This window comes from Myxococcales bacterium (assembly GCA_016712525.1).
In the GTDB taxonomy this organism is placed as follows: domain Bacteria; phylum Myxococcota_A; class Polyangia; order Polyangiales; family Polyangiaceae; genus JAAFHV01.
Map to the genome: position 1 here is coordinate 462,472 of JADJQX010000001.1, position 21,724 is coordinate 484,195.

The following is a 21,724-nucleotide window of genomic DNA, read 5'->3' on the forward strand; positions in this document are numbered from 1 at the left end:
CGCGGTGGGCGTTTCGGGCCCTGGTTCGGCTCGGGGGCGGGTTTCGTTTCGTGAAATCCACGCCGCGCGTACTCGGTGCGCCGCCCCTCCGTTTTTTTACGAAGCCCAGGCCCCGAACGCGAGGCGAAAGGTTGGGATTTGCCGGGAGGACTGGCCTGGTCCTGGGGGGGCAGGGCCCCATCGGAGGGCGTGGGCGCGGGGGCGTGCGGGGGGGAGCGGGGCGCGGGGGGTGGAATCCGGGGGGCCGGGGGCGGGTGGACCGGGGGGCGGGGGCTCTCGGTCCGCGCGACGTGATTTCAATGCCTTGGCGCCAACGTCGGTCGGTTCTTCCCGGGCTGCTGACCTGATTTCAGCTACTTGGCGTCAACGTCGGTCGGTCCCTCCGGGCCTCTCGGTCGGTCCCAACGGGCCCCCGGTCAGGCGTGGCGGCGCGCGGAGGGAGGCGGGGCGACGGCGAACGCGAGCAACGCACAGGTCGCGAACCCGAAGGCGTTGGCCGACCCGTGGAGGAGGGCCATGGTCCCGTACGGGATGAAGCTCTGCCCTGCCCCTCGGCCCGCCGACCCGGTGAGCGCGAACGCCACGGCCAGCATCATCGACCCGAGCAGGGCGAGCCCCGCCACGAAGAAGAGCGGCGCCCCGAGCTTCCGCGCCCACCGCTCGGCCGGGGGAGCCTCGACGCGCTCGAACAGCCTGCGCAGCGCGAGCAGCCAGAGCAGCGCCGCGACCACGAGCATCCCCACGCCCAAGAGCACGGCCGCCGGGCCCTCGAGGGCACGCGACACGGTGATGCCCGCGGCGACGAGCGGCACTCCCGCCATGACCACCGCGGCCGCCCCGCGGTACACGACCGAGGGGGCCCGCTCCGCATAGAGCGCTCGCCCCAAGAGGCCCACGACCACGCACGCCGCGAAGCCCGCGAAGTGAAAGTGCGCCGCCGTGTAGAGCACGATGGGCTCGAAGAAACCGAAGGGTGACATGCCCGCCCGCGACGCGAAGAGCCACGCCCCGCCCACGGGCAAGAGCAGGTGGCCAAGATCGATCGCGAGCTCGTCGAGTGGGAAAAACCCTCGTGCTCGCACACGAACGAGGCCTCGAGCCGCCACCGCCAAGGTCGCCGCGAGCCACACGGCGGCGAGCGCGGCCGAGGTGCGCCCGGGCGGGAACGCGAACGCCACCATGCCAACGGGAGCGCAGAGCCCCACGACCCGCTGCACACGCTCGTACGCGAGGTCACCTTCGCCCCGCGTCGCCCGCAGCCCGAGCGGCACGACGACCGCGATCGCGAACGACACGATGAGCTCGCCGATGCCGACGAACGCCTGAGCTCCCACCAGGAAGAGCCACGCCCCGAACGTCAGGAACCCGAGCGCTGCGCGGAGCACGGTACGCGGGTGGGGAAGGGCGTCGCTCACGCACGCAAACTTGCGCGTCGCGTCGGGCCAGACAACCGAAATCGTTCACGAACCGGCCACGTTGGCCCGTCGGTGGGGGAAGGTCCTCGGGCGCGGCGTGGTACCTTGGAGGGATGCGTCCTTGCTTTCGTCCGGGCTACGGGCTCGCGCTCGTTCTCGCCTCGCTCGTGGCCTCGTCGCCCCTCGCCTGCTCGGCGCTCAAGACCGACTCTGGGCAGACCGACGCCTCGGTGGACGCGAGCGATCCCCCGAACGACGACGCCACCCCTCCCCTCGACGGCGGTTCGCTCGAGACGTCGACCCCCGACGCTCCGGCCGCGCCGACCACCTACGACGAGGCGCAGGCCCTGCTCCAGACGCTGCGAACGCCGGGGCCCGTGACGTCCCAAGGGTCTCGTGTAGTATGCACGGATTCGTACGTGGCGTGGCGAGACTCGGACGGCTCCGTGCACACGTGGTCGGGCCGAACGACGCTACGCCAAGACTACAGGTTCAAAGCGCCACGCCTCGTCGGGTTCGCGCCGTCGGACATGTACATCCCCGCCGACGCGCCCGACTTTTCGACGCTCGACGCCTACCTGACCGAGAACGGCGCGAAGCCGGGGAGCGCCGCCTACGCCACCTACCATTGGGCCACGAACGACGGGATCATTCGCCTGGATCAGTTCGTGAACGGCATCGACCAGAACGGCACACGGGTACGCTTTTGGGATCTGTCCCAAGGCTCGACACCGAGCGACATCGGCGGCGTTCTCGCCACCCGACAGCCTCCTCTCGCGTATGGCCTCGGCAAGATCGTGATCCCCGGAGGCACGACGTTCCCCACGCCGCTCTACGTCGTGGACGTCACCACCAAGACGACCGACACGCTCACGTTCGACGCGGCCATCGCCATTCGAGAGGCCGCGGTGTCGGAGCTCGGGCTGCTGGTCTCGTACGCGAGGACGGGCCCTCAGTCGGCCCTCCGGCTCTACCGAAAATCGAACGGCATGCGCACCGAGGTGGGAGACGAGGTCGCCGTGCGCCCCGGGCTCTTCCCCGACTCACCGGTGGACGAGCACAAGCTCCTCAACCGGATCGCGGCGTACGAGGGGTGGGTGCTCTACGACTCGGCGTACGGGATCTTCGGCTTCCATTTGGACCGGGGGTTGCTCGTCGCGCTCCAGCTCGGCCAAGGGAAAAAGGCGTTTTTGGTCGACTCGATGTGCGTGATGAACAAGCTCGGGCTCCTTGCGTATCGGCTGAACGGCGACGCGACCGGGCAGGTGTTCACGGTGCCGCTCGCCCGCGTCTTGCCGCCCTGATGCCGCACGCCACGACCGGCACCGGCGCGCGCGCACCGGCCGCGCGTGCTACGCCTCGAGAGAGATGATCTTCAAGGCCGCCCCTCACGTCGTCGCCCTCACCGTCGCCCTCGCCGCGTGCTCGAGCGACGTGGAGCCCATCTCGCCCCTCCCGGCCCCGAGCCCCACCGGGACCTCCACGACCCCGCCAGGCACCGACGGGGGACCTACGCTCCCCACCGACGGCGGCGCGCTCCCGACGGACGGCGCGACCCCCCAGGGCGACGGCGGCCAACCTTCGACCGGCCCCGAGAAGCCTGCGTGCAAGTACCAGGCGCACAAAACCGGGCTCTCGTCGCTGCGCCAGGCGGGCGGCCTCGCGTTCTCGGTGTACGCGCCTCCGCGCTACGACAAGAACGTGGGCCACACGATGGTGGTGCTCATGCACGGCCAAGACTCGACCGGCGTCCCCGAGCTCGAGGCACTCTGGAAGCCCATCGCGGACGCCGAGGGCCTCGTGCTCGTCGCGCCCCAGGGCTCGCGCCCCCCGACCGCAGGTGCCACCGGCGGCAACTGGGCGCAGGCCGACTTGCCCAAGGTGCTGTCGGTCATGAGCGAGGTCGACGACTGCTACAACGTGCTCACGAAGAAGCACATCCTCTGGGGTTTCTCGGCCGGGACGTTCTACGGGTACCTCTTGGGGCTCTCGTCCGCGGGGCGTTTCTCGGGGCTCGCGATGGGCGGGGCGAACACGTCGTTCGCGCGGCAGAACGGCGTCGGCCCCGCGCAGGCCTCGTGGAAGATCCCGGTGAGCCACGTGCACGGCGCGCAGGACCAGAACCCCATCTCGCTCACCTACCAGGACCGCACCGACTTTCAGAACCGCGGGCACGTCTTCACCCTGCGCGAGCACGCGGGCGGCCACAGCATCACCCCGGCCCAGGTGCGCACGCAGTTCGACGACCTCAAGGCCTCCGTCTCGCCCTGACGCGCGCCACCCGAGCCTCGGAGAGCCCACGTTTCGCCCGGATTTCCCGGAGCACGGGGCAAACCCGAGGGAAGGGCTTGCGCCGGGGCGAGAGGGCGACTAAACCGACGCGGACCTTGGAGAGGTGGCCGAGTGGCCGAAGGCACTCCCTTGCTAAGGGAGCGTGGGTCAAAAGCCCACCGCGGGTTCGAATCCCGCCCTCTCCGCCAACGAGCTCTCCGTGAAGGTGTCCCCTACCGGAGAGCTTTTTTGCGTTCGGTGGTCCGCCGAAATAGGGCGTGGTTTCGCTGCCTTGGCGCGACCGTCGGTCGGTTTTCCACAGGGTGGGCCGGGCGCGCCAGGGTCAGGTGAACGCGCCGCGGTATGCCTCGCCCGGGACGAAGCTCATGACGCCGAAGCCCTCGACGTACCGCGCACGGTCCACCGCGAGGACCCAGGGCGCGAAGTCTCCGAAGGTCGCGTAGCGCGCGGCCTCCGGGTGCCGCGCGACGAAGGCCTCGACGAGCGCGGCGGACACCTCGGCCGGCGCAGGCTGGAATCGCCCCACGAGCGTGACCCGCGGCGACGCGAGCGGCTCGGGGCCCATCGCGGCGACGAGGAGCGAGGCGCGAGGATCGCGCGCGAGGTTCTTCGTGTGCTCGGCGAGCCGCGACACGAAGACGAAGGGCTCCCCCGCCGAAGTCAGCGCGTACCCCACGAGCGAGCCGAAGGGTGCGCCATCGTCGGCCAACGTCGCGAGGGTCGCGAGCCTCGCGGCCTCGACGAGCGCACGGACCTTCGCCGCGTGCGCGCTCACGACCCCTCCTTGGTGAAGGTGAGCGGGATCTGGAGGCGCATGGTCGACGCCGCGCCGTCGTGGAAGGGGCGCGCCTTGAAGACACGCGACATGCACTTCACCGCGTCGTCGTCGATGCCGGTCCTCCGCCCCTCGAGCACGCGGGTCGCGCGGCCGTCTTGGGCGATTTCGAGCACGATCGTGACGTGCCCCTCGATCGGCGACGAGTCCCGGAGGCCCTTGCGATAACAGGCCCAGAGCTCGTTCCGCCGCGCGTCGATCGACTCGTGCACGAGCTTCTCAAGATCGGCCTGCGCGTCGTGCGACGACACCGGGATCGTGTCCGGGGGCGAAGGCCGCGGCTCGGCGACGGGCGCCACCGAGGGACCACAGCCCGCGATCCCGAGAGCCACGAAGACGATGACTTTCGCGTCCACGGAGAGAGTTTTACGCGCTCTCCGGCCGAGCAGCTACCCGAACGGCGCGTCCTTGGGCACCATGGGCGCGTGCCGCCCCTCGACGAAGCCTCCCCGCGCGAGCTCCCCGAGCGCACCTACGCGCGCTTCGCTCACGCGCTCGAGGGTGTGGCGCGGCCCTACGCGTTCATCGACGAGGACGCGCTCGATCGAAACATCGATCTTTTGCTCGGGGTCGCCACCGCGCACGGAAAGCCGCTCCGTGTCGCCACCAAGTCGATCCGCTGCCCCGACGTCCTCGTGCGCATCCGCGCACGCGCCGCCGAGCGTTTGCTCCCGGCCGTGACGTTCATGACCTACACGGCCCGGGAGACCGCGCTCCTCGCGGGCCTCGGGCTCGACCACTTCCTCCTCGCGTACCCCGTGGCGAGCCGCGCCGACGCCGACGTGCTCGCGGGCCTCGCCAAAAAGGGCACTCGCGTCTCGGTCGTGGTCGACGATCCGCATCACCTCGCCGTGCTCTCGGCCGCCGCCGAGCACGCGGGGGCCACCCTGGACGTGATCGTCGAGGTCGACATGGCCTACCGCCCCGTGGGCAGCGCCGTGCACCTCGGCGTCCGAAGGAGCCCCCTCCGCACCATCTCCGACGTGCTCGCGTTCGTGTCGCGCATCGAGCGCACGCGGCACCTCGGCTTCGCCGGAATCATGGGCTACGAAGCGCAAATCGCGGGCGTCGGCGACGCGATCGAGAACGACCGCGCGCGCTCGACCGTCGTCCGCGCGCTCCGCTCCCTCTCCCGCCGCGACGTAGAAACCACCCGCAAGTCCCTCGTCGATGCGCTCGTCTCGCGAGGGAGCCCGCCGCGCATCGTGAACGGCGGAGGCACCGGCAACCTCGCGTGGTGCGCGCGCGAGCCCACCCTCACCGAGACCACCGCCGGCTCCGGTTTTCTATGCGGTCATCTCTTCGATCGGTACCGCGACCTCAAGCCCGAGCCGTGCGCGTACTTCGCGCTCGACGTCGTCCGGCACCCGGCACCCGGGATCGTCACGTGTGCAGGAGGAGGCTTCGTCGCCTCGGGCCCCGCCGGCGACGATCGCCTGCCCATCCCCGCGCTCCCGCGAGGCCTCTCGCTCCTCCCCCTCGAGGGCGCGGGAGAGGTACAGACGCCCCTGCGCGCGCCGCGAGGCGGAGAGCCGCGCATCGGTTCTCCCGTGTTTTTTCGCCACGCCAAAGCCGGCGAGCTCGCCGAGCACTTCACCGAGTACGGGCTCGTGTCGGGGCGCACCCTCACCGGCTCTGCAAAAACCTACCGCGGCCTCGGCCACACGTTCCTAGGGTGAAACCATGAACGCGATCCGCCTCGACTACACCCGGAAAGACCCCGCCGCCTGGGCGCGCGAGCTCGGCATCTCGCGCGAGGCCGTCGAGCTCTACCTCGCGAGCGACGTCGTCGATCTCCACATCGACACGTTCATCTGGACGCGCATCTTCGGGTACGACCTCACGAAGCGCCACGGCACCGGCCCGTTCGGCGCGCGCTTCCTCGGCCAAGCCGACCTGCCACGCATTCGCGAGGCGCGGATCACCGGCGGCATCTGGGTCATCACCACGAACCCGCTCCGCCCCTCCGAGAACCGCAAGAAGACCTTCGCTAAGAACCTCGACCGGCTGACGTCGATCCTCTCCTCCGTCCCCGAGGAGGTCGCGCTCGTCGAGGACGCCAAGGGCTACGCCGAGGCGCGCGCCTCGGGAAAACACGCCGCGTTCATCGGGGTGCAAGGCGGCAACGCGCTCGACGCCGAAGGCGCGCTCGAGCTCCTCGACCGTCGTGTCGTGAGGGTCACGCTCGTGCACCTCTCGACCTCGTCGCTCGGCGTCACGAGCGCCCCGGTGCGCGCGTCGGCCGGCGGGCACTACGGGCTCACCACGCGCGGCCTCGACTACGTCCGCGCCCTCAACGAAAAGCGCATCTTCGTCGATCTCGCCCACGTCTCGCGGCGCGGCTTCTTCGACGCCGTGCGCGTGCACGACAAATCCCAGCCGCTCATCGTGACGCACACCGGGGTCTCGGGCGTGCACAACCACTGGCGCAACCTCGACGACGAACAGCTCCGCGCGGTGGCCGACACGGGCGGCGTCGTCGGTGTCATGTACCAGGCGGGCTTCTTGGGGCCCTCGTCGTTCTTCGGCCGGGCGAGCGCGATTGCCGCGCACCTCGACCACATCGTGCACACCGTCGGAGAAGATTTCGCCGCCCTCGGGAGCGACTGGGACGGCGCCATCGTGCCCCCGGTCGACCTCAAGACGTGCCTCGAGCTGCCTCGCCTCGTCGAGCTGTTGCTCCAGCGCGGCATGCGCCCGGAGACCATCCAAAAGATCCTCGGGAAGAACTTCCTCCGGGCCCTCGGCGACCTCCGCGGGTGACGTCGGCGTACCTGCCCGAGATTCGTCAACGTTGACGAACGCAATCGTCAACGTTGACGATTGGGAAATTCGCCCTCCACGAAGGGCCTATTTTTCTTGAGGAGTACGTTCGTCAACGTTGACGAACGCCATCGTCAACGTTGACGATTGGGAAAGATTCGAGCTTCGGCGGATCGCCGCGGGACGGGGGCTTCCTCGCTCGCGAGCACGTCGCGTATGACGCCGCGCAGGAAGATGTGGGCCGGGTCGTGGTGCACGCGGTCGTGCCACACCGCCGCGAGCTCGTACGGTGGGACCGGGATCGGGGGCGCCGCCTCGACGAGCGGGAGGAGCCCCGCGTACGCGTGCGCGACGGACATGGGGCACGTGAGGAGCGCGTCGGTCCGCGCGACGATGACCGGGGCGGTCATGAAGTGCCTCACCACGGCGACCACCCTCCGCGCCTCCCCGATCTTGGCGAGCGCGTCGTCGACGAAGCTCCCGGGCGCGCCCGTCGGCGCGACGAGCACGTGCGGGTGCGCGAGGTAGGTCTTCAGCGTGAGCGCGCGCTTCGCGGCCGGGTGGCCCTCGCGCATGAGCACCACGAAGGAGTCCTCGAAGAGTCGCATCGAGCGGAGCGACGGAGACGCCTGGAAACGCGGCACGAACGCGAGGTCGGCCTTCCCTGCCCCGAGCCGGTGCGGAAGATCCGGGCTCGGGCGCTCGATCTCGAGCGTCATGTGGGGGGCGCGCTTCGCGAGCGCGGCGAGGAGCACCGGAACGGCCGAGGCCTCGACGAGGTCCGCCCCGACGATCACGAACCTGCGCTGCGACGTCCGCGGATCGAAATCGAGGCGCGCGATCGACTCCGAGAGGGTCACGAGGGCCTCGCGCACGGGGCCGGCGAGGGCGAGGCCACGCTCGGTGAGCAGCATGAGCGGACGCGCGTCGACGAGGAGCGGGTCCCCGAACGCCTCGCGCAGGCGCCGCAGCCGAACGCTGGCCGCCGACTGCGAGATCCCGAGCTTCTTCGCGGCGCGGGTCACGTGGCGCTCGGTGAGGAGGACGTCGAGATCGCGGAGGAGGTTGAGGTCGTCGGGCAAACTATGCATGGGGCGAATGGTTCGTATCACGAGGGCTCGTTTCCGGCCGCTCGGGCCATCGCGCAGGGTGGGTCCATGAACCTCGCCTCCCCGCTCCGCGCCCCGTCCCGCTCCCGCTTCGTCGCCTCCGTCGCCTCCGTCGCCTCCGTCGTCGCCGCGCTCGGCCTCTCGTCCCCGTCGCTCGTGCACGCGGACGAGCCCCGCGCGGATCCCTCGGTCGAGCTCCGTGCGCAGGCGGGTGCCGGAGCGTTCGGTGGGCACGCCCTCGTCGGTGCGCGTGTCGCGTGGCCGTCCCGCCTCGCCCTCTCGGTGAACGCGACGGGCGCGTACGGCACCTGGTTCGTCGGCGGAAAAGAGAGCGACCGCGCGACCACGACGGGCGGGCACATGACCCTCGAGCTGCCCCTCGTCACCGACGGCCCACGCCACCTCGCGCTCCGCACGTCGCTCGGGGCGCGCACCACGGGCGCCGCGGGCCTGCCCGACGATCCGCGCTCGTTCGTCGTGACGTCCGAAGTGGGACTGCGGGGGACGGCCGAGGTGGGAGAGCGTACCGAGCTCTTCATGGGCGTCGGGGTGCCCGTCGCGGTCGCCGTGCGGCCCTCCGTGGACATCGAGCAGCTCGGCCAGTTCGTCGAGCTCGGCGCCGACGTCTGGCTCTCGCGGCGCGTGGCGCTCTCGGCCTCGGCGCGCGGCGGAGGTGACTACGGGTACGACGGCGACGGCCCGAAGGCGATCGTGCAAGGCACGCTCGGGGTGCGGATCGCCCTGGACGATCGCCCCTCGCCTCGGGAGGTCTCGCCTCGCGCCCCGGGGTCGGTCGGCGTCTTCGTCGCGAGCGAGTGGCGCGCACACGGCCTCGCGGAGCACCTGTCGCACGGGCCCGCGTTCTCCGCGGGGGTGTCGCTCTTCGGCCGTCACCTGAAGCTCGGCCTCGTCGCCGCGATGCGCCCCGGCGCGCTGAACGGGGAGACCTTCCCCACCTCGACGGTGAACGGCGCGACCTACCGCGGGAGGCAACGCCTCGACCTCCGCAGCGACGGCGGGTTCGTGGGTCTGCTCGTCGCGCCCGCGTTCGAGCTCCCCTTCGCGCCGCGTGTCTCGGTCGAGCTGCCCTTCGCGGTAGGTCAAGGCGCTTACGGCTTCTACCTGCCCGCGAAGGACCGCGTGACACCGGACGGACGCCGCGTGTCGGAGTGGGAGAACGAGCTCTTCGGCGGGAAGGACTCTTCGCCCGCGCTCGGGATCGAGGCCGGGCTCAAGGTCGGCGTGAAGCTCCCGTTCGCGGAGTGGGTCTCGCCCTACGGCGCGCTCCGCTACACGTGGTCGGTCGGGTTCGACACGCTCGTGCGCTCCTCGTACGACGGCCCGAGCGCCGCCCTCGGCCTCGAGATGCACCTCTGATCCGATCGGGGAGATCGCCCCGAAGGTGCCTGGGGGGAAGCCTTCCCGAGATTCGTCAACGTTGACGAACGCAACCGTCAACGTTGACGATTGCGGATCGAGCCCTCCACGATCGCCCTATTTTTCTCGCCGATTTGGTTCGTCAACGTTGACGAACGCAATCGTCAACGTTGACGATTGGGCTACTTTCGGAGCTTCGACGGGTCTTCGATCGCGAGCGGCGTGCACTCCTTGGGGCCGTCTTCGGGTTGCAGCGCGAGGGCGTGCCATCCGGGATCGTGAGCGCGTAGTCGAGGCCGGGCACGGGCGCGGGGAAGTCGGTGCTGACGATGTGCGCGCCCGACGCGAGCGCCACCTCGCGGGACGCCGTGTCCCCCGCGCGCACCGTGCCGGGGTTCGAGTCGGCGCGCGTGCGCACGATCACGTTCTTCGCGAGCGCCGCCTCGATGGCCTTCGTGTCCTCCGGCCCGTTCGAGACCTGCACCCCGACGAACGGCTCGCCGAGCGTGCCCTCGGCGAACATGACCTTCCCGTCGAGGTCCTTTCGCCCGCTCGTGTACGCGTCGCGGATGGCGCCGCCCGTGTTCAGGTAGAAGACGAACCGCCCGCGCGCCTCACCGAGCGTGGGCCACCCACGCACCTCGAGCCCGGCGGCCACGGAGGCCGAGCCGCCCTTCACGTCGTCGGGTCTCACGATCCACGCCTTGTCGAAGACCGAGAGCACCTCGCGATCGAGCGCGGCGAGCCGCTCGCCGTCCGTCGCGGGAGACGACGCGAACTTCGGCTCGATCTGGACGAAGATCGGGTGGTGCCCGGGATTTTCCTTCGAGAACGTGCGGAGCGCGACGAGGCAGTCGGTGAGGTAGGTGCAGGTCGTGCCGTCGTCGAGGAGGCCGATGTGGAACACGCGGTACCTTTGGCACTCGTCGTCCCAGTGGATGTCGAGCTCGACGCCGCGCACGCCTTGTTTCGCGAGCTGCTCGCCGAGCGGCAGGTGCTCGTAGCGCCAGTCCGGGATCGGGTCCTTCGGCATGAGGTGGTAGCTGTTGTGCGTCGCCTTCGCCTGGACGTGGCTCACACGAAGCACGCCGTCGAGCGGGAGCACGTGCGGCCCCTTCACGAAGGGCTCCGGCGTGGGCATGGCCGGGCAAACGGGGGACGCGTCGGCCTCGGAGCCCGCGTCGACCTCCACCGCGGGAGAGGGGGTGGAGCACGCGGACGCCGCGCCTGCGATCACGAACACGAAGAGCGCCGAGACCCCACGGGCGAGAGCGTGCATCCTCGAAGGTGTAGCAGAGCCGGGAGGGGGTGGGGCGCGCCCTCCGCAGAAGCCTCGCCTCTACGCAAGGGCTGCGCTCCGGGCGCACACCGAGGCTGAATTTCCAGGGGAAGGCTCCGGAGATCGGTCCTCGGCAAGGGCTTTGCACCTCGTCCTGGATCATGCCTCGCTCGACCTCCCCCAAGACGCGACTCGCTGGGCTCACGGCGCTCCTCGTGACCTCGCTCACCGCCCTCGGCGCGTGCTCGTCCGACGACGGGACGACCACTCCCCCCGCGCCGGCGGGCTTCGGAGGAGCCGTGAACGACGACTGGGACCTCACGCCGCCGCGATGCACGGGCGCGGTGACGGGCGGTACGTTCTCGTCCGGCGCGTTCTCCGTGACCGTGGGAGAAGGCGAGATCAGCCGCTGCGTGAACGCGAGCGCCCCCTCGGCGCGCGGGGCGAGCAAGCCCGCGGAGCTCCCCATCGGCGCCGGCGAGACGATCGTCACCGGGGGCGCCGAGGCGTACCGGCTCGATCTCGGGGAGCGCGGCTTCCACACCGCGAAGCCCGGGGCCGTCGTCGTGAAGGTGCCCTTCGACGCGGCCAAGGTGCCCGCGGCCTCGCGCTCGCCGCGCTCCGTCTTCTTGCGCCTGCACGACCCGAAGGACCACGCCGTCGTGGACGTGACGGGGAGGCTCGAAGGGGACGCGGTCGTCGCCGAGCTCCGTGGGCTCCCCGCCTCCATGGACGTGGTCGTGGTGCTGAACCCGGCCATGCGCGCCATGGCGATCCCGGCGCCGAAGCGGGCGAAGGCCGCTGTGGGCCACGTGACCCCCGAGACCTGGGGCGCGCACACGTTCTGCGTCGTCTACGATCCCACCGAGCCCTCGGTGGTCGAGGCCACGGCGCGCGCCCTCGCGCTGACCGGCCCGCCGAGCCTCGCCGACATCGACACCGTCGCCAAGACCAAGATCGGCGCTCCCGCCGCGAAGGCCTCCCAAGAGTACGAGGCCACGGGCTTTCGCCAGCCCGACCTCGCGATCGGCGCGACGGAGGCCGAGCCCTGCGGCGGGACCGATCCGCGCTTTTTCGTGCACTGGGCGAAGGAAGGAAATTTCTTCCGCGGCCTCGATCCCGCCGAGGTCGTCGCCCCCGACGGGAACCACTACGGGCGCATCTACATCGCCACCAAGTCCACGACCTGGACGCTCGCCGCGAACCGCGCCACGGTCGACGAGGTCATCGCGCACGAGCTCTTCCACGCGGTGCAGGCCGGCTACGCGCTCATGGCCGGCTCCATGCGCGGCTACAAAGAGGGCACCGCCACGACGTACGGGCGCTCGCTCGCGCTCGGCGCACGCGAGGCCCAAGTGAGGTCGCTCTCACCCGCCGAGACGTTCATGCTCTCGCAGTACCTGATGATCTCCGTCCAGGGGAGCGCCCTCCCCTACTCGAACCAAGACTTTTTCGCGTACGTGGCGCGGGCGAAGAACGGAGGGAACCTCGGCTACCTCACGGGCACGTTCAACGCGCTCCATGACGCCATCGAGCGCGCCGCCGCGGCGCTCCCCACCGAAGAAGCCAAAGACGCCCTGCGCTGGTCACCGCCACGCACCACCCTGCTCGATGCCATGGACGAGGCCTTCCGAAAGAACCTCGGGACCGACCTCCGGAGCGAGTACGTCGAGTTCCTGCGCGAGCGCGCCGCCGACCATGGCCCGAACGGGTTCTTCGGCCGCGAGGGTGAGCCCCAGCAGGGCTTCGCCCGAGACCTCTTCGTGACCGACGCCGATCCCGCCAAGAGCGCGCGCTTCGAGACGACCATCGACCCTCGGACGTGCACCGTGACGACGCCCGTCTTCGGCCTCGCGCAGGTCGCGCCTCTCGCCGCCCGCACGGTCCGCCTCACCCCCACGGCGACGAGCGAGAGCCCCGTCGCCATCCACGTGAAGGTCGACGGCGACGGCGCGGGCACCCGCTTCGGAGGCATCGCCACGATCGCCGGCGCGACCCAGAAGCTCGAGAACGAGACCATCGTCGAGAGCTTCGGGAAGACGAACGAGCCCATCGATCTCGTGTTCGCGAACCTCGACTTCGGGGGGCGACGCGACCTCGCCGTGCGTGTCACCTGCGAGGCCATGGTCGACACGTCCGTCGCGCTCGCGCCCTTCACGTGGGACGTGGGCGACGGGCACGCCTTCACCGTGAACGCCAACGTGAGCGGCCCAGGGGTCAAGCTCTCCGCCCAGGAGGTGCGGCCGTCGCTCGCGAACGTGGCCGAGGTCGAGCTCGCGTCGAGCCTGCCCACGAGCCTCGGCGTGGCGCTGCGGGTCACGCCTCCCGCGACGAAGACCCAAGCGGGGACCACCACGACCTACACCATCGTCGGCTACGCGTACCAGACGAAGGAGCCCTCGACGCAGCCGAAGACGGACACGGGCGCGACGACGCGCTTCACCCTCGACGGCGGGACGACGAAAGACCTCGGAGGGGGCCTGCGGCTCTTCAGCGCCGACCTCGTGGTGAAGTACCGCATCACCTCGACCTACGTCGACGCCGAGGGAGCGACCCAGACCACGAGCTCGACGCACGAGCTCCCTGCCCTCACGCTCATCGCGTACGTGAACGTCCCCTGAGCGGGACGTCCCGCCTTCTATCGAGGCGGTGATGTCGAGTAGGGTTCGACCGATGGCCGAGCCCTTCAAGAACCTCGTCTCCCCGAAGCTCGTCGACGACATGGGAAAGGCGCTCGGGCGCTCGGCGAAGAGCGCCGGGGTGCCCTTCGACGCCCGGAGGTTCACGAGAGAAGCGAAGAGCGGCCTCGAGGTCCTCGAGCTCAAGGGGCGCGCTCTGCACGTCGCGACGGCGCTCCGTGCCGCGCCGCCCGAGTCGTTCGACACCATCGCCACCATCCTCGAGGGCTCGCTCGCGCCACCCGCCACCTCCGACGCCCTCGGGAGCCTGCGCTCCGGCCCCGACGGGCTCGCAGGGTGGGCCGTGTGGCCGCTCACCCTCGTCGTCGAGCACACGGGCCTCACGCATCCGAAGCGCGCCCTCGCCTGCCTCCGCGAGCTCACGATGCGCTTCTCGTCGGAGTGGGCCATCCGCGCGTTCGTGGAGCATCACCCCGAGCTCACCTTCAAGACCCTCGCGCGCTGGACGCGCGATCCGAACCTCCACGTGCGCAGGCTCGTGAGCGAAGGCACGAGGCCTCGTCTCCCCTGGGGACAGCGCCTCGTGTCGCTCGTGAAAGACCCGAGCCCGACGCTCCCGCTCCTCGAGGCCCTGCGCGACGATCCGGAGGAGTACGTACGCCGCAGCGTCGCGAACCACCTGAACGACATCGCCAAAGACCACCCCGACCTCGTCGCGGAGCTGCTCGCCGCGTGGATGAAGGGCGCCACCAAGGAGCGCGCGAAGCTCGTGCGGCACGCGTCGCGCAGCCTCGTCAAGGCCGGGCACACGAGCACCCTCGCCGTGCACGGCGCGTCCGAGCCGTTCCAGGGGCGGGCGTCCCTCACCGTGGAGAAGGCGAAGCTCCGGATGGGCGACGCGCTGAGCTTTCGGGTCGTGCTCGCCTCCACGGCGAAGCGGGCGCAGCGGCTCGTCGTCGACTACGTGATCCACCACGTGAAAAAGAGCGGCGGCACGAGCCCCAAGGTCTTCAAAGGGTGGACCCTCGATCTGCCTCCGAACGAGACCCGCGAGCTCCGAAAGGCCCACAAAATCGTCCCGATCACGACGCGCACGTACTACGCGGGCACGCACGCGGTGGAGTGCGTCGTGAACGGCAAGCCCGTCGCGCGCGCGGACTTCGAGCTCCGCGTCGCCGAGGGTGAGGGCGGCGGGCCACGGCGCCCGTAGCGAGCGGGCCTCCGATCAAAGCACGGCGAGGTCGGTCACGTAGGGGAGCTCGGCGAGCTTCTTCGCGGCACCCGAGGCCGAGAGCGTGTGGAGCGAGACGCCGTCCGTGAAGACGAACCGCTCGCCATGGCGGTCGAACGCCGCGACCCGGTCGACGACGACCTCGGGCGCGCGCTTGGGCGCGATCCGCACGAGCTGCCACGACGTGGGGACCCTTGCGTCCTTCGGGGTGTCGTCGGTGAGGCCCCGCTCGACCCCGCGCACCGCGCGACCCAGGTTGCCGAGCTCGAGCATGCGGCGCGCGTCGGCCGCCTTGTCGCGCGTGGAGCCCGACGAAGCCAAGGGTTTTCCCGTGTAGCGCATGGTGAAATAGTCGAGGTAGTTGAAGACGGCCGAGCCGAGCCGGAACGGGAGGAGCGCCGCGTCTTTGATCGAGGCCGAGGCGTTCGGGCGGTCGAACGGCGAGACGTACGGGCGGCGCACGCAGTAGAGCGTCCCGTCAGGGGCCATGCGCGGGTTCGTGTAGTCGTACGCCGGGTCCTCCACGAGGGTCTGCATGGTGCCGTGCTCCGCGTCGAGCAGCACGACGCTGCGAGGCCCGAGCCCCGCGAACTGCCCGGCCTCGTCGCGCCCGATTCCTGCGCTCGAGTAGACGAGCTCGTGCACGCACTTGTCTCCCTTGGGCGGGGTGGGCACCCACGACGGATCGTCGTCGAACGAATCGCCCTCGGTGATTTGAGCCATCTCGCTGCCGTCGTCCTTCATGACGGCGATGCCGCGGCGCATCTTGCCCTGGGTCGTCGCCGTGGCGAGGACCGTGTGGTACTCGCTCGACGAGAGGCCCATGAAGTCGTGCCCGGTGCCGTGAAAGACACGGCTCTCTTCGCCCTTGGCGAGATCGTAGGCGAAGAGCCCACCGACCGCCGGGGTGCGGAGCGTGTAAAGGACCTCGCCGGCCGAACGACCCCGCGCGACCGACGTCGCCACGATGGGCATGTCGTCCACGTCTTCGGCCCAGAGCTGACCTGCGCCCATGAAGGCCGCGCCCGAGCCCCCCTTCTTCCACGACGACTTGCGATCGATCTGAGCCGCACGCGCGCGCACTTCGGCGGCGTACTTGCTGTCGACCTTTTCGGTCGCGCCATCGTCGTAGACGAGGTGCACGTTGGCTGAGGCGATGCACGCGGCGACTGGACGCTTCGTGGCTGAGGTCATGGCCGATGGTTTTGCACGCCGCGGCCCGGAACGCGAGCGCCGAGAAGGCACCCGAGGCGGTCGCGGGGCCTTGCAGCCGCCTTCCGACGAAAGGTACCTTACCGTTGATGTTTCCTACCTTGACCGGCACGATCGCGAGCCGGTTCGAGATCTTGTCTCGGCTCGGCACCGGCGGCATGGGGGTCGTGTACGAGGCGCTGGACCACGAGCGGGGCACGAAGGTCGCCTTGAAGACGCTCGTGCGCGCGGGCCCCTCCGAGGTCCACCAGCTCAAGCGCGAATTTCGCGCGATCGCGGACATCGTCCACCCGAACCTCGTCGAGCTGCACGAGCTCATCTCCGCGCCCGACTGCGACGCCTTCTTCACGATGGAGCTCGTCACGGGGGCCGACTTCCTCCGCTACGTGCGCAGCTCGACCGGCCCGGAGGACACGACGCCGCTCGTGTCGCGCGTGAGGCTCGCCGACGAGGCCTCCCGCTCCTACGACATCGCCCCGCCCTACCCCGGTGGCGCGCTCGACGAGGCCCGCCTCCGCGAGGCTTTGGCGCAGCTCGTGCGGGGCCTCGGCGCCATCCATCGAGCCGGAAAGATCCACCGCGACCTCAAGCCCTCGAACGTGCTCGTCCGCGACGACGGCAGGCTCGTCATCCTCGACTTCGGCCTCGCTCGCAGCCGGCGCGCGATGCCCGAGGACGAGGATCTCTCGATGGCCTTCTTGGGCACGCCGGCCTACATGTCGCCCGAACAAGCGTCGGCCGAAGAGCTCTCGCCCGCGTCCGATTTCTACGCCGTCGGCGTCATGCTGTACGAGGCCCTCACCGGGGTGCAGCCCTTCCGAGGCCGTCCGTACGAGATCCTGCTCAAGAAGCGCACGAGCGACCCGCCGTCTCCGCTCGCGATCCCGTACGTGGCGCGGTACGGCGGCAGCGTCCCTAGGGATCTCGTCGACCTCTGCATGCGCCTCCTCGATCGCACACCCGCGAAGCGGCCGCAGGAGCACGAGATCCTCACCGCCCTCGGAGAGCCTCCCACGACGAAGTCCCTCGCGATCGCGCTGCCGGACCCGGTGTTCGTCGGGCGCGCGCACGAGAGCTCGACGCTCGCTGCCGCCGTCGCTCGCCTCTCGGAAGGCGGCCCCGTCGTGGTCACCGTGTGCGGGCGCTCGGGCATGGGGAAGAGCGCCCTCGTCGAGCGGCTCCTCGAGTCGTTTCGCTCCAAGCCCGAGTCGCTCGTGCTCCGCGGCCGCTGCTACGAGCGGGAGTCGGTGCCGTACAAATCGATCGACGGCGTGCTCGACTCGCTCGGGCACAACCTGTCCTTTTTGCCACCGTCCGAGGTCGAGGCGCTCGTCTCCCACGACCTCGGCGCCCTCTCGCGCGTCTTCCCTTCGCTCCTCCGGGTGCCGACGATCGCGGCCATCGCACAAGGTGCGCCGCTGCTCGCCCAAGACGACCGCGAGGCGCGGTGGCGAGCCTTCTCGGCGTTGAAGGTGCTCGTCGGGGAGCTGTCGCGCACACGCACGGTGGTCGTCCACATCGACGACCTCCAATGGGGAGACGCCGACGGCACGAGCGCGCTCGTCGAGCTCTTGCGCCCACCGGACGCGCCGCGCTTCGTGCTCGTCGCGAGCTACCGGAGCGAAGAGGCCGCACGCAGCGAGCCCCTACGGACGTTCTTGGCCGAGCTCGACGGGCCGTCGTTCCACGGGGTCCGCGCCCACGTCGACGTCGCCCCGCTCACCACGCCCGAGGCCTTCGATCTCGCGCGGACGCTCCTCCTCCAGGGGCGCCTCGCCGGCACCCAAGACGACGTCGATCGCATCGCGCGCACGATCGCGCAAGAATCGGCCGGGAGCCCGTATTTCGTCGGCGAGCTGTCGCACGCGGCGCTCCGCGGTGAAGGCCCGGACGTGAGCCTCTCGCGCCTCCTCGACGCCCGCGTCGCCGGCCTCGCGCCCGACGCACGCCGCCTCCTCGCCATCGTCTCGGCCGCCGGGAGCCCGCTCGCCCAAGACGTCGCCGCCGACGCCGCCGACGTCCCCGATCCTCGCGCGGCGCTCGCGATGCTGCGGTTCCAGCGCCTCGTCCGCGCCCGAGGGCTCTCGGACCACGACGCGGTCGAGAGCTACCACGACAGGATCCGCGAGCACGTCGTGCGCACGATGCCGGACGACGAACGCGCCTCGTGCCACAGGAGGCTCGCGATCTCGCTCGACAAACACGGGAGCGAAGACCCCGAGCGGCTCGCCGAGCACTGGCTCTTGGCGGGCGACGCGGAGAAGGCAGGCGACCTCTACGAGCACGCGGCCCACCGCGCCGCCCAAGCGCTCGCCTTCGACCGCGCCGCCCGGCTCTATGCGCGCGCCGCCGAACGACCGGGACTGCGTCGTGCGCGCCTCGAGCTGCTCGAGAGCCGACGGGGCGAGGCCCTCGCCAACGCAGGGCGCGGGACCGAGGCCGCGGCGGCCTTTTTGTCGGCCGCGACGTACGCCGACACGGATCGCGCCCTCGAGCTCCGGCGGCTCGCGGGGGAGCGCTTGCTCGCCGCGGGTCACGTCGACCAGGGCCTCGAGGTACTGCGCGAGGTGCTGCGCGAGCTCGATCTGTGGATGCCGTCGTCGCCCCAGCTCGCCCTCTTGTCGTTCTTGGTGCGCCGCGCCGAGCTCGGTGTGAGGGGCCTCGAGTTCCGCGAGAAGACCCCCGAAGAGGTCAAAAAACGAGACCGCCTCCGCATCGACACCTGCTGGGCGCTCACCGTGGGCTTGAACGGCGTCGACATGATGCGTGGAGCCGACTTCGCGGCCCGGAGCCTCCTCCTCTCGCTTCGCGCCGGAGATCCGTTCCGTATCGGCCGCGCGCTCGCCTTCGAGACGACCTCGACGGCCTTCGTCGGCACCACGAACGAGGCTCGCGCCGACGCGCTCGCGAAGAGCCTCCTCGAGCTCGCCGATCGCCTGAACGACCCGCATTTGCTGGGTTTCGGCCACCTCGTCACGGGCATGTGCGACGCCTTCACACGCGGACGATGGACCTCCGCGCTCGAGCACTACGCCAAGGCCGAGAAGGTCTTCCGAGACGAGTGCCGCGGGGTCTCGTGGGAGGTCGACACGACCGACATGGTCACGTCGTGGTCCCTCTTCTACACGGGTCGCCTGCGCGAGCTTTCGGCCCGGCTCCCCGCGACGCTGAAGGCCGCCGAGCAGCGCCGGGATCTCTACGCGCAAGCGAACCTCACGACGTCCCACGCGTGGGTCATGCTCGCCCGGGGCGACATCGAAGCCGCGCGCGCCCAGCCGGCCCTCGTGATGGCGCGGTGGTCGAGCGAGGATTTCCACCTCCAGCACTACGTCGCGCTGCTCGCCGAGACGTACGTCGCGCGGTACGCCTCCGAGGGAAAAGAAGCCTACGACCGCATCGCGGCCGCGTTCCCCGCGCTCGAGTCGTCGCTGCTCCTCCGCGCTCAGAACAACCGCATCGTCGCGCACTACGAGCGGGGGCTCTCCGCAATCGCCGCCGCCGCGACCCGGCGCGAGGCCAAGGGCCACCTCTTGGCCGTAGCGAAACACGACGCCCACGTCGTGCTCTCCGAGCGCGCGGCTTGGGCGCGCCCCTTCGCGGACCTCGTCTTGGCCGGGGCCGCAGCGCTCGAGGGGCGAGACGACGACGCCGTGCTCGCCCTCGGCCGCGCCGAGACGTCGTTCCGTCAGGGCGACATGAAGCTCTACGCCGCCGCGGCGCGGACGGCCCGCGGGCAACGGCTCGGCGGCGCCTCGGGCGAGTTCCTGGTGCGCAGCGCGAGCGAGGTGTTCCGCGCCGAGGGCGTCTCCGATCCCTCGGCGTTCGCGGCCATGCTCGCTCCGGGCTTCAGCGCGTGAGCTCGGGGAAGGTCTTCTCGAGGAAGCGGTTCACGAGCACGCCCTTCGGATCGACGCGCCGCTTGAGCGCGCCGAACTCCGCGATCGCGGGCCCGAACATGCGCTTTAGCACCTCGGGCGAGGCGCACACGCTCTTCACGAGGTGAATCTTCCCGCCGACGCTCGCGCAGATCTCGGAGAGGTCGGAGAGCGCCTCGATGCGCGCTTCGAGCTCGGCCTCGTTCATGGTCTCGAAGGCGACGGTGACCGCGAACCCGTCTCCGCCGCGGCTCGCCGAGAGGATCATCTCGTCGCCCGGGACGAAGAGCACGTCGAAGAGGACGGGCAAGAGCCCTCGCTCGTCGAAGAAGGCCAAGGTCCTCTCGAGGAACGACTCGAGCAAGTCCGGGCGAAACGGGACGACGTAGGTCTGCTGGAGGGTGTACGTGCGGAGCCCGAGGCGGCGCTCGAGGGCGTGGGTGCGGACGTTCCCGTCCATGAAGAACGTGTACCCGAAGAGCTCGTCGACGTAGTCGACCCCCTCCTGGAACATCTGGAACGTGCCCGCCCAGAAGAGCGAGCTCGTGGGCCCGAAGCGCGCGACCCACTCGGCGAGCGGCCGGAACGTGTGCTCGGGCTGGTGCTGGAGCATCGGGTTCGTGGCGTCGCTCCGCACGTAGACCGACTCGAACGCGAGGCCCCGCGGGCGTGGGCCGGGGCACACGACGCCGTAGAACGCGCGCGGCTTCTCGCGGAGGTCCGCCTGGGTGGTCGAGCGAGCGGCCGCGTTCGCCTCGGAGAAGCTCGCGTGCAGCTCTCTCGCGATCGTGCGGCACGCGCCCGCGCGACGAGGAGCCACCGCGGTAGGCGACGGAGGCAACGGCGGAGAGACCCCGTGCCCCGGGTCGGCGAACGTGTCGAACATGGCCGACTTCGTGACCCGGGTCTTCACGCGGAGCCGCTCGCGCGGCGGGCCCTCGGCCTTGGGGCGGAGCACGGCGTACGTCACCGAGACCACCGCGCCCAGGTACCCGAACCCTCCGATAACCCCACGAAACAACTCTAGTTCTTGTGGATCGGTCGCGTCGCGTGAGAGCTCGTGGAATGCGCCGTCGACCGTGAGCAGCGTGAGCTTCTCGATGAAGGCCGACTCCTTCCCGAGCGTCGACGAGAAGCGCGAGACCCCGTCTGCCGAGGCGGTGCCACCGGCCGTGGCGCGGCTCGCCGTGACGACGATGCCCGGCACGAGCCCACGAGGCTCGAGCGCGCGGACGATGTTCCCCCACGTGGCCCCGGGCCCGACGGTGACCGTGGGGTGCGTCGGGTGATCGTCGATCACGATGCCGTCGAGCTCGTCGAGGAAGACGACCACGTCGTCGTTCAAGGACTGACCGTCGAGCGAGCACCCGCCGGCGCGGAAGGTGACTTTGCGGCCATCGTTCGCGAGGCGCACGAGCAGCGCGCGGAGCTCGTCGACCGTCTCGGGGGTGTGCACCTCGGCGTGGCACCGCTCGATCTCGCCGTAGCTGCGGATCTCGGCGTGGTCGACGCGTTCGTCGGGGAGGCGCTCGCGCTCGACGATGCCTTCGTCGCGCAGGATCTCGACGCCCTCGGACCTCCGCACGCGGTTCGGGATCGGGCCCTTGCCCCACTCGATCACCCGTCGAAACGCTTTCATGAGCCCGCGGTCCCTCCCTGCGCGTGCCACCCGGCACGGTCTTTCGCGCTCGGGTTCT

At 70.6% G+C, this 21,724-nt stretch carries 15 protein-coding genes and 1 tRNA gene; 9 read left to right on the top strand and 7 right to left on the bottom strand.

The window, feature by feature from the left end; all coding sequences use genetic code 11:
• Positions 1–416: 416 nt before the first annotated feature.
• Complete coding sequence (locus IPK71_02000; protein ID MBK8212496.1) at positions 417–1,415, bottom strand: YndJ family protein; 999 nt, start codon at positions 1,413–1,415, stop codon at positions 417–419.
• 113 nt (positions 1,416–1,528) lie between these two features.
• Between IPK71_02000 and IPK71_02005 the strand changes: the two genes are divergently transcribed.
• The 3 genes from IPK71_02005 to IPK71_02015 all read left to right on the top strand — a co-directional run bounded on the left by IPK71_02005 (position 1,529) and on the right by IPK71_02015 (position 3,895).
• Positions 1,529–2,719: a hypothetical protein gene (locus IPK71_02005; GenBank protein ID MBK8212497.1), complete on the top strand. Its 1,191-nt coding sequence runs from the start codon at positions 1,529–1,531 to the stop codon at positions 2,717–2,719.
• A 64-nt stretch (positions 2,720–2,783) separates the two neighbouring features.
• On the top strand, positions 2,784–3,686 hold the full coding sequence (locus tag IPK71_02010) for a hypothetical protein (GenBank protein MBK8212498.1): 903 nt from the start codon (positions 2,784–2,786) through the stop codon (positions 3,684–3,686).
• A gap of 118 nt (positions 3,687–3,804) precedes the next feature.
• Positions 3,805–3,895, top strand: a tRNA-Ser gene (locus IPK71_02015).
• A gap of 134 nt (positions 3,896–4,029) precedes the next feature.
• Here the strand turns inward: IPK71_02015 and IPK71_02020 are convergent.
• Both IPK71_02020 and IPK71_02025 read right to left on the bottom strand, forming a co-directional pair.
• Positions 4,030–4,482 carry a pyridoxamine 5'-phosphate oxidase family protein gene (locus IPK71_02020; GenBank protein MBK8212499.1) on the bottom strand — a complete coding sequence of 151 codons (453 nt, stop codon included), beginning with the start codon at positions 4,480–4,482 and terminating at the stop codon, positions 4,030–4,032.
• Entirely contained in the window at positions 4,479–4,898 is a 420-nt protein-coding gene (locus IPK71_02025) for a hypothetical protein (protein ID MBK8212500.1), read from the bottom strand. Before IPK71_02025 ends, IPK71_02020 begins: the two co-directional genes overlap by 4 nt.
• A 69-nt stretch (positions 4,899–4,967) precedes the next feature.
• On the opposite strand from IPK71_02025, the gene IPK71_02030 reads away from it, so the two are divergent.
• Both IPK71_02030 and IPK71_02035 read left to right on the top strand, forming a co-directional pair.
• Positions 4,968–6,221 (top strand): alanine racemase, encoded by a 1,254-nt coding sequence (locus IPK71_02030; protein ID MBK8212501.1) that lies wholly within the window; start codon positions 4,968–4,970, stop codon positions 6,219–6,221.
• A gap of 4 nt (positions 6,222–6,225) precedes the next feature.
• Complete coding sequence (locus tag IPK71_02035; protein MBK8212502.1) at positions 6,226–7,305, top strand: membrane dipeptidase; 1,080 nt, start codon at positions 6,226–6,228, stop codon at positions 7,303–7,305.
• Positions 7,306–7,439: 134 nt separating this feature from the next.
• Here IPK71_02035 and IPK71_02040 read toward each other — a convergent pair whose 3' ends face one another.
• Entirely contained in the window at positions 7,440–8,396 is a 957-nt protein-coding gene (locus tag IPK71_02040) for a LysR family transcriptional regulator (GenBank protein ID MBK8212503.1), read from the bottom strand.
• A gap of 66 nt (positions 8,397–8,462) precedes the next feature.
• Here IPK71_02040 and IPK71_02045 point away from each other — a divergent pair, with 66 nt between their 5' ends.
• Positions 8,463–9,791 (top strand): hypothetical protein, encoded by a 1,329-nt coding sequence (locus IPK71_02045; protein ID MBK8212504.1) that lies wholly within the window; start codon positions 8,463–8,465, stop codon positions 9,789–9,791.
• Positions 9,792–9,933: 142 nt separating this feature from the next.
• On the opposite strand, the gene IPK71_02050 is transcribed toward IPK71_02045, so the two are convergent.
• Complete coding sequence (locus IPK71_02050) at positions 9,934–11,070, bottom strand: hypothetical protein (protein ID MBK8212505.1); 1,137 nt, start codon at positions 11,068–11,070, stop codon at positions 9,934–9,936.
• A gap of 161 nt (positions 11,071–11,231) precedes the next feature.
• Between IPK71_02050 and IPK71_02055 the strand changes: the two genes are divergently transcribed.
• Positions 11,232–13,691, top strand: coding sequence for a hypothetical protein (locus IPK71_02055; GenBank protein ID MBK8212506.1), 2,460 nt, complete (start codon positions 11,232–11,234; stop codon positions 13,689–13,691).
• Positions 13,692–13,743: 52 nt separating this feature from the next.
• Positions 13,744–14,919, top strand: a complete 1,176-nt coding sequence (locus tag IPK71_02060; protein ID MBK8212507.1) for a DNA alkylation repair protein — start codon at positions 13,744–13,746, stop codon at positions 14,917–14,919.
• Positions 14,920–14,934: 15 nt separating this feature from the next.
• On the opposite strand, the gene IPK71_02065 is transcribed toward IPK71_02060, so the two are convergent.
• Complete coding sequence (locus tag IPK71_02065) at positions 14,935–16,134, bottom strand: hypothetical protein (GenBank protein MBK8212508.1); 1,200 nt, start codon at positions 16,132–16,134, stop codon at positions 14,935–14,937.
• A gap of 107 nt (positions 16,135–16,241) precedes the next feature.
• On the opposite strand from IPK71_02065, the gene IPK71_02070 reads away from it, so the two are divergent.
• Positions 16,242–20,009, top strand: a complete 3,768-nt coding sequence (locus IPK71_02070; GenBank protein MBK8212509.1) for a protein kinase — start codon at positions 16,242–16,244, stop codon at positions 20,007–20,009.
• On the opposite strand, the gene IPK71_02075 is transcribed toward IPK71_02070, so the two are convergent.
• Positions 19,999–21,666 carry an FAD-binding oxidoreductase gene (locus tag IPK71_02075; GenBank protein MBK8212510.1) on the bottom strand — a complete coding sequence of 556 codons (1,668 nt, stop codon included), beginning with the start codon at positions 21,664–21,666 and terminating at the stop codon, positions 19,999–20,001. The two genes, IPK71_02070 and IPK71_02075, sit on opposite strands and share 11 nt — an antisense overlap.
• Positions 21,667–21,724: the final 58 nt, after the last annotated feature.

Excerpts from the sequence above, each read along its gene's own strand:
- IPK71_02005 (MBK8212497.1), top strand. The coding sequence starts at position 1,529 with ATGCGTCCTTGCTTTCGTCCGGGCTACGGGCTCGCGCTCGTTCTCGCC.
- IPK71_02010 (MBK8212498.1), top strand. The coding sequence starts at position 2,784 with ATGATCTTCAAGGCCGCCCCTCACGTCGTCGCCCTCACCGTCGCCCTC.
- IPK71_02035 (MBK8212502.1), top strand. The coding sequence starts at position 6,226 with ATGAACGCGATCCGCCTCGACTACACCCGGAAAGACCCCGCCGCCTGG.
- IPK71_02040 (MBK8212503.1), bottom strand. The coding sequence starts at position 8,396 with ATGCATAGTTTGCCCGACGACCTCAACCTCCTCCGCGATCTCGACGTC.
- IPK71_02045 (MBK8212504.1), top strand. The coding sequence starts at position 8,463 with ATGAACCTCGCCTCCCCGCTCCGCGCCCCGTCCCGCTCCCGCTTCGTC.
- IPK71_02050 (MBK8212505.1), bottom strand. The coding sequence starts at position 11,070 with ATGCACGCTCTCGCCCGTGGGGTCTCGGCGCTCTTCGTGTTCGTGATC.
- IPK71_02055 (MBK8212506.1), top strand. The coding sequence starts at position 11,232 with ATGCCTCGCTCGACCTCCCCCAAGACGCGACTCGCTGGGCTCACGGCG.
- IPK71_02060 (MBK8212507.1), top strand. The coding sequence starts at position 13,744 with ATGGCCGAGCCCTTCAAGAACCTCGTCTCCCCGAAGCTCGTCGACGAC.
- IPK71_02065 (MBK8212508.1), bottom strand. The coding sequence starts at position 16,134 with ATGACCTCAGCCACGAAGCGTCCAGTCGCCGCGTGCATCGCCTCAGCC.
- IPK71_02070 (MBK8212509.1), top strand. The coding sequence starts at position 16,242 with ATGTTTCCTACCTTGACCGGCACGATCGCGAGCCGGTTCGAGATCTTG.
- IPK71_02075 (MBK8212510.1), bottom strand. The coding sequence starts at position 21,666 with ATGAAAGCGTTTCGACGGGTGATCGAGTGGGGCAAGGGCCCGATCCCG.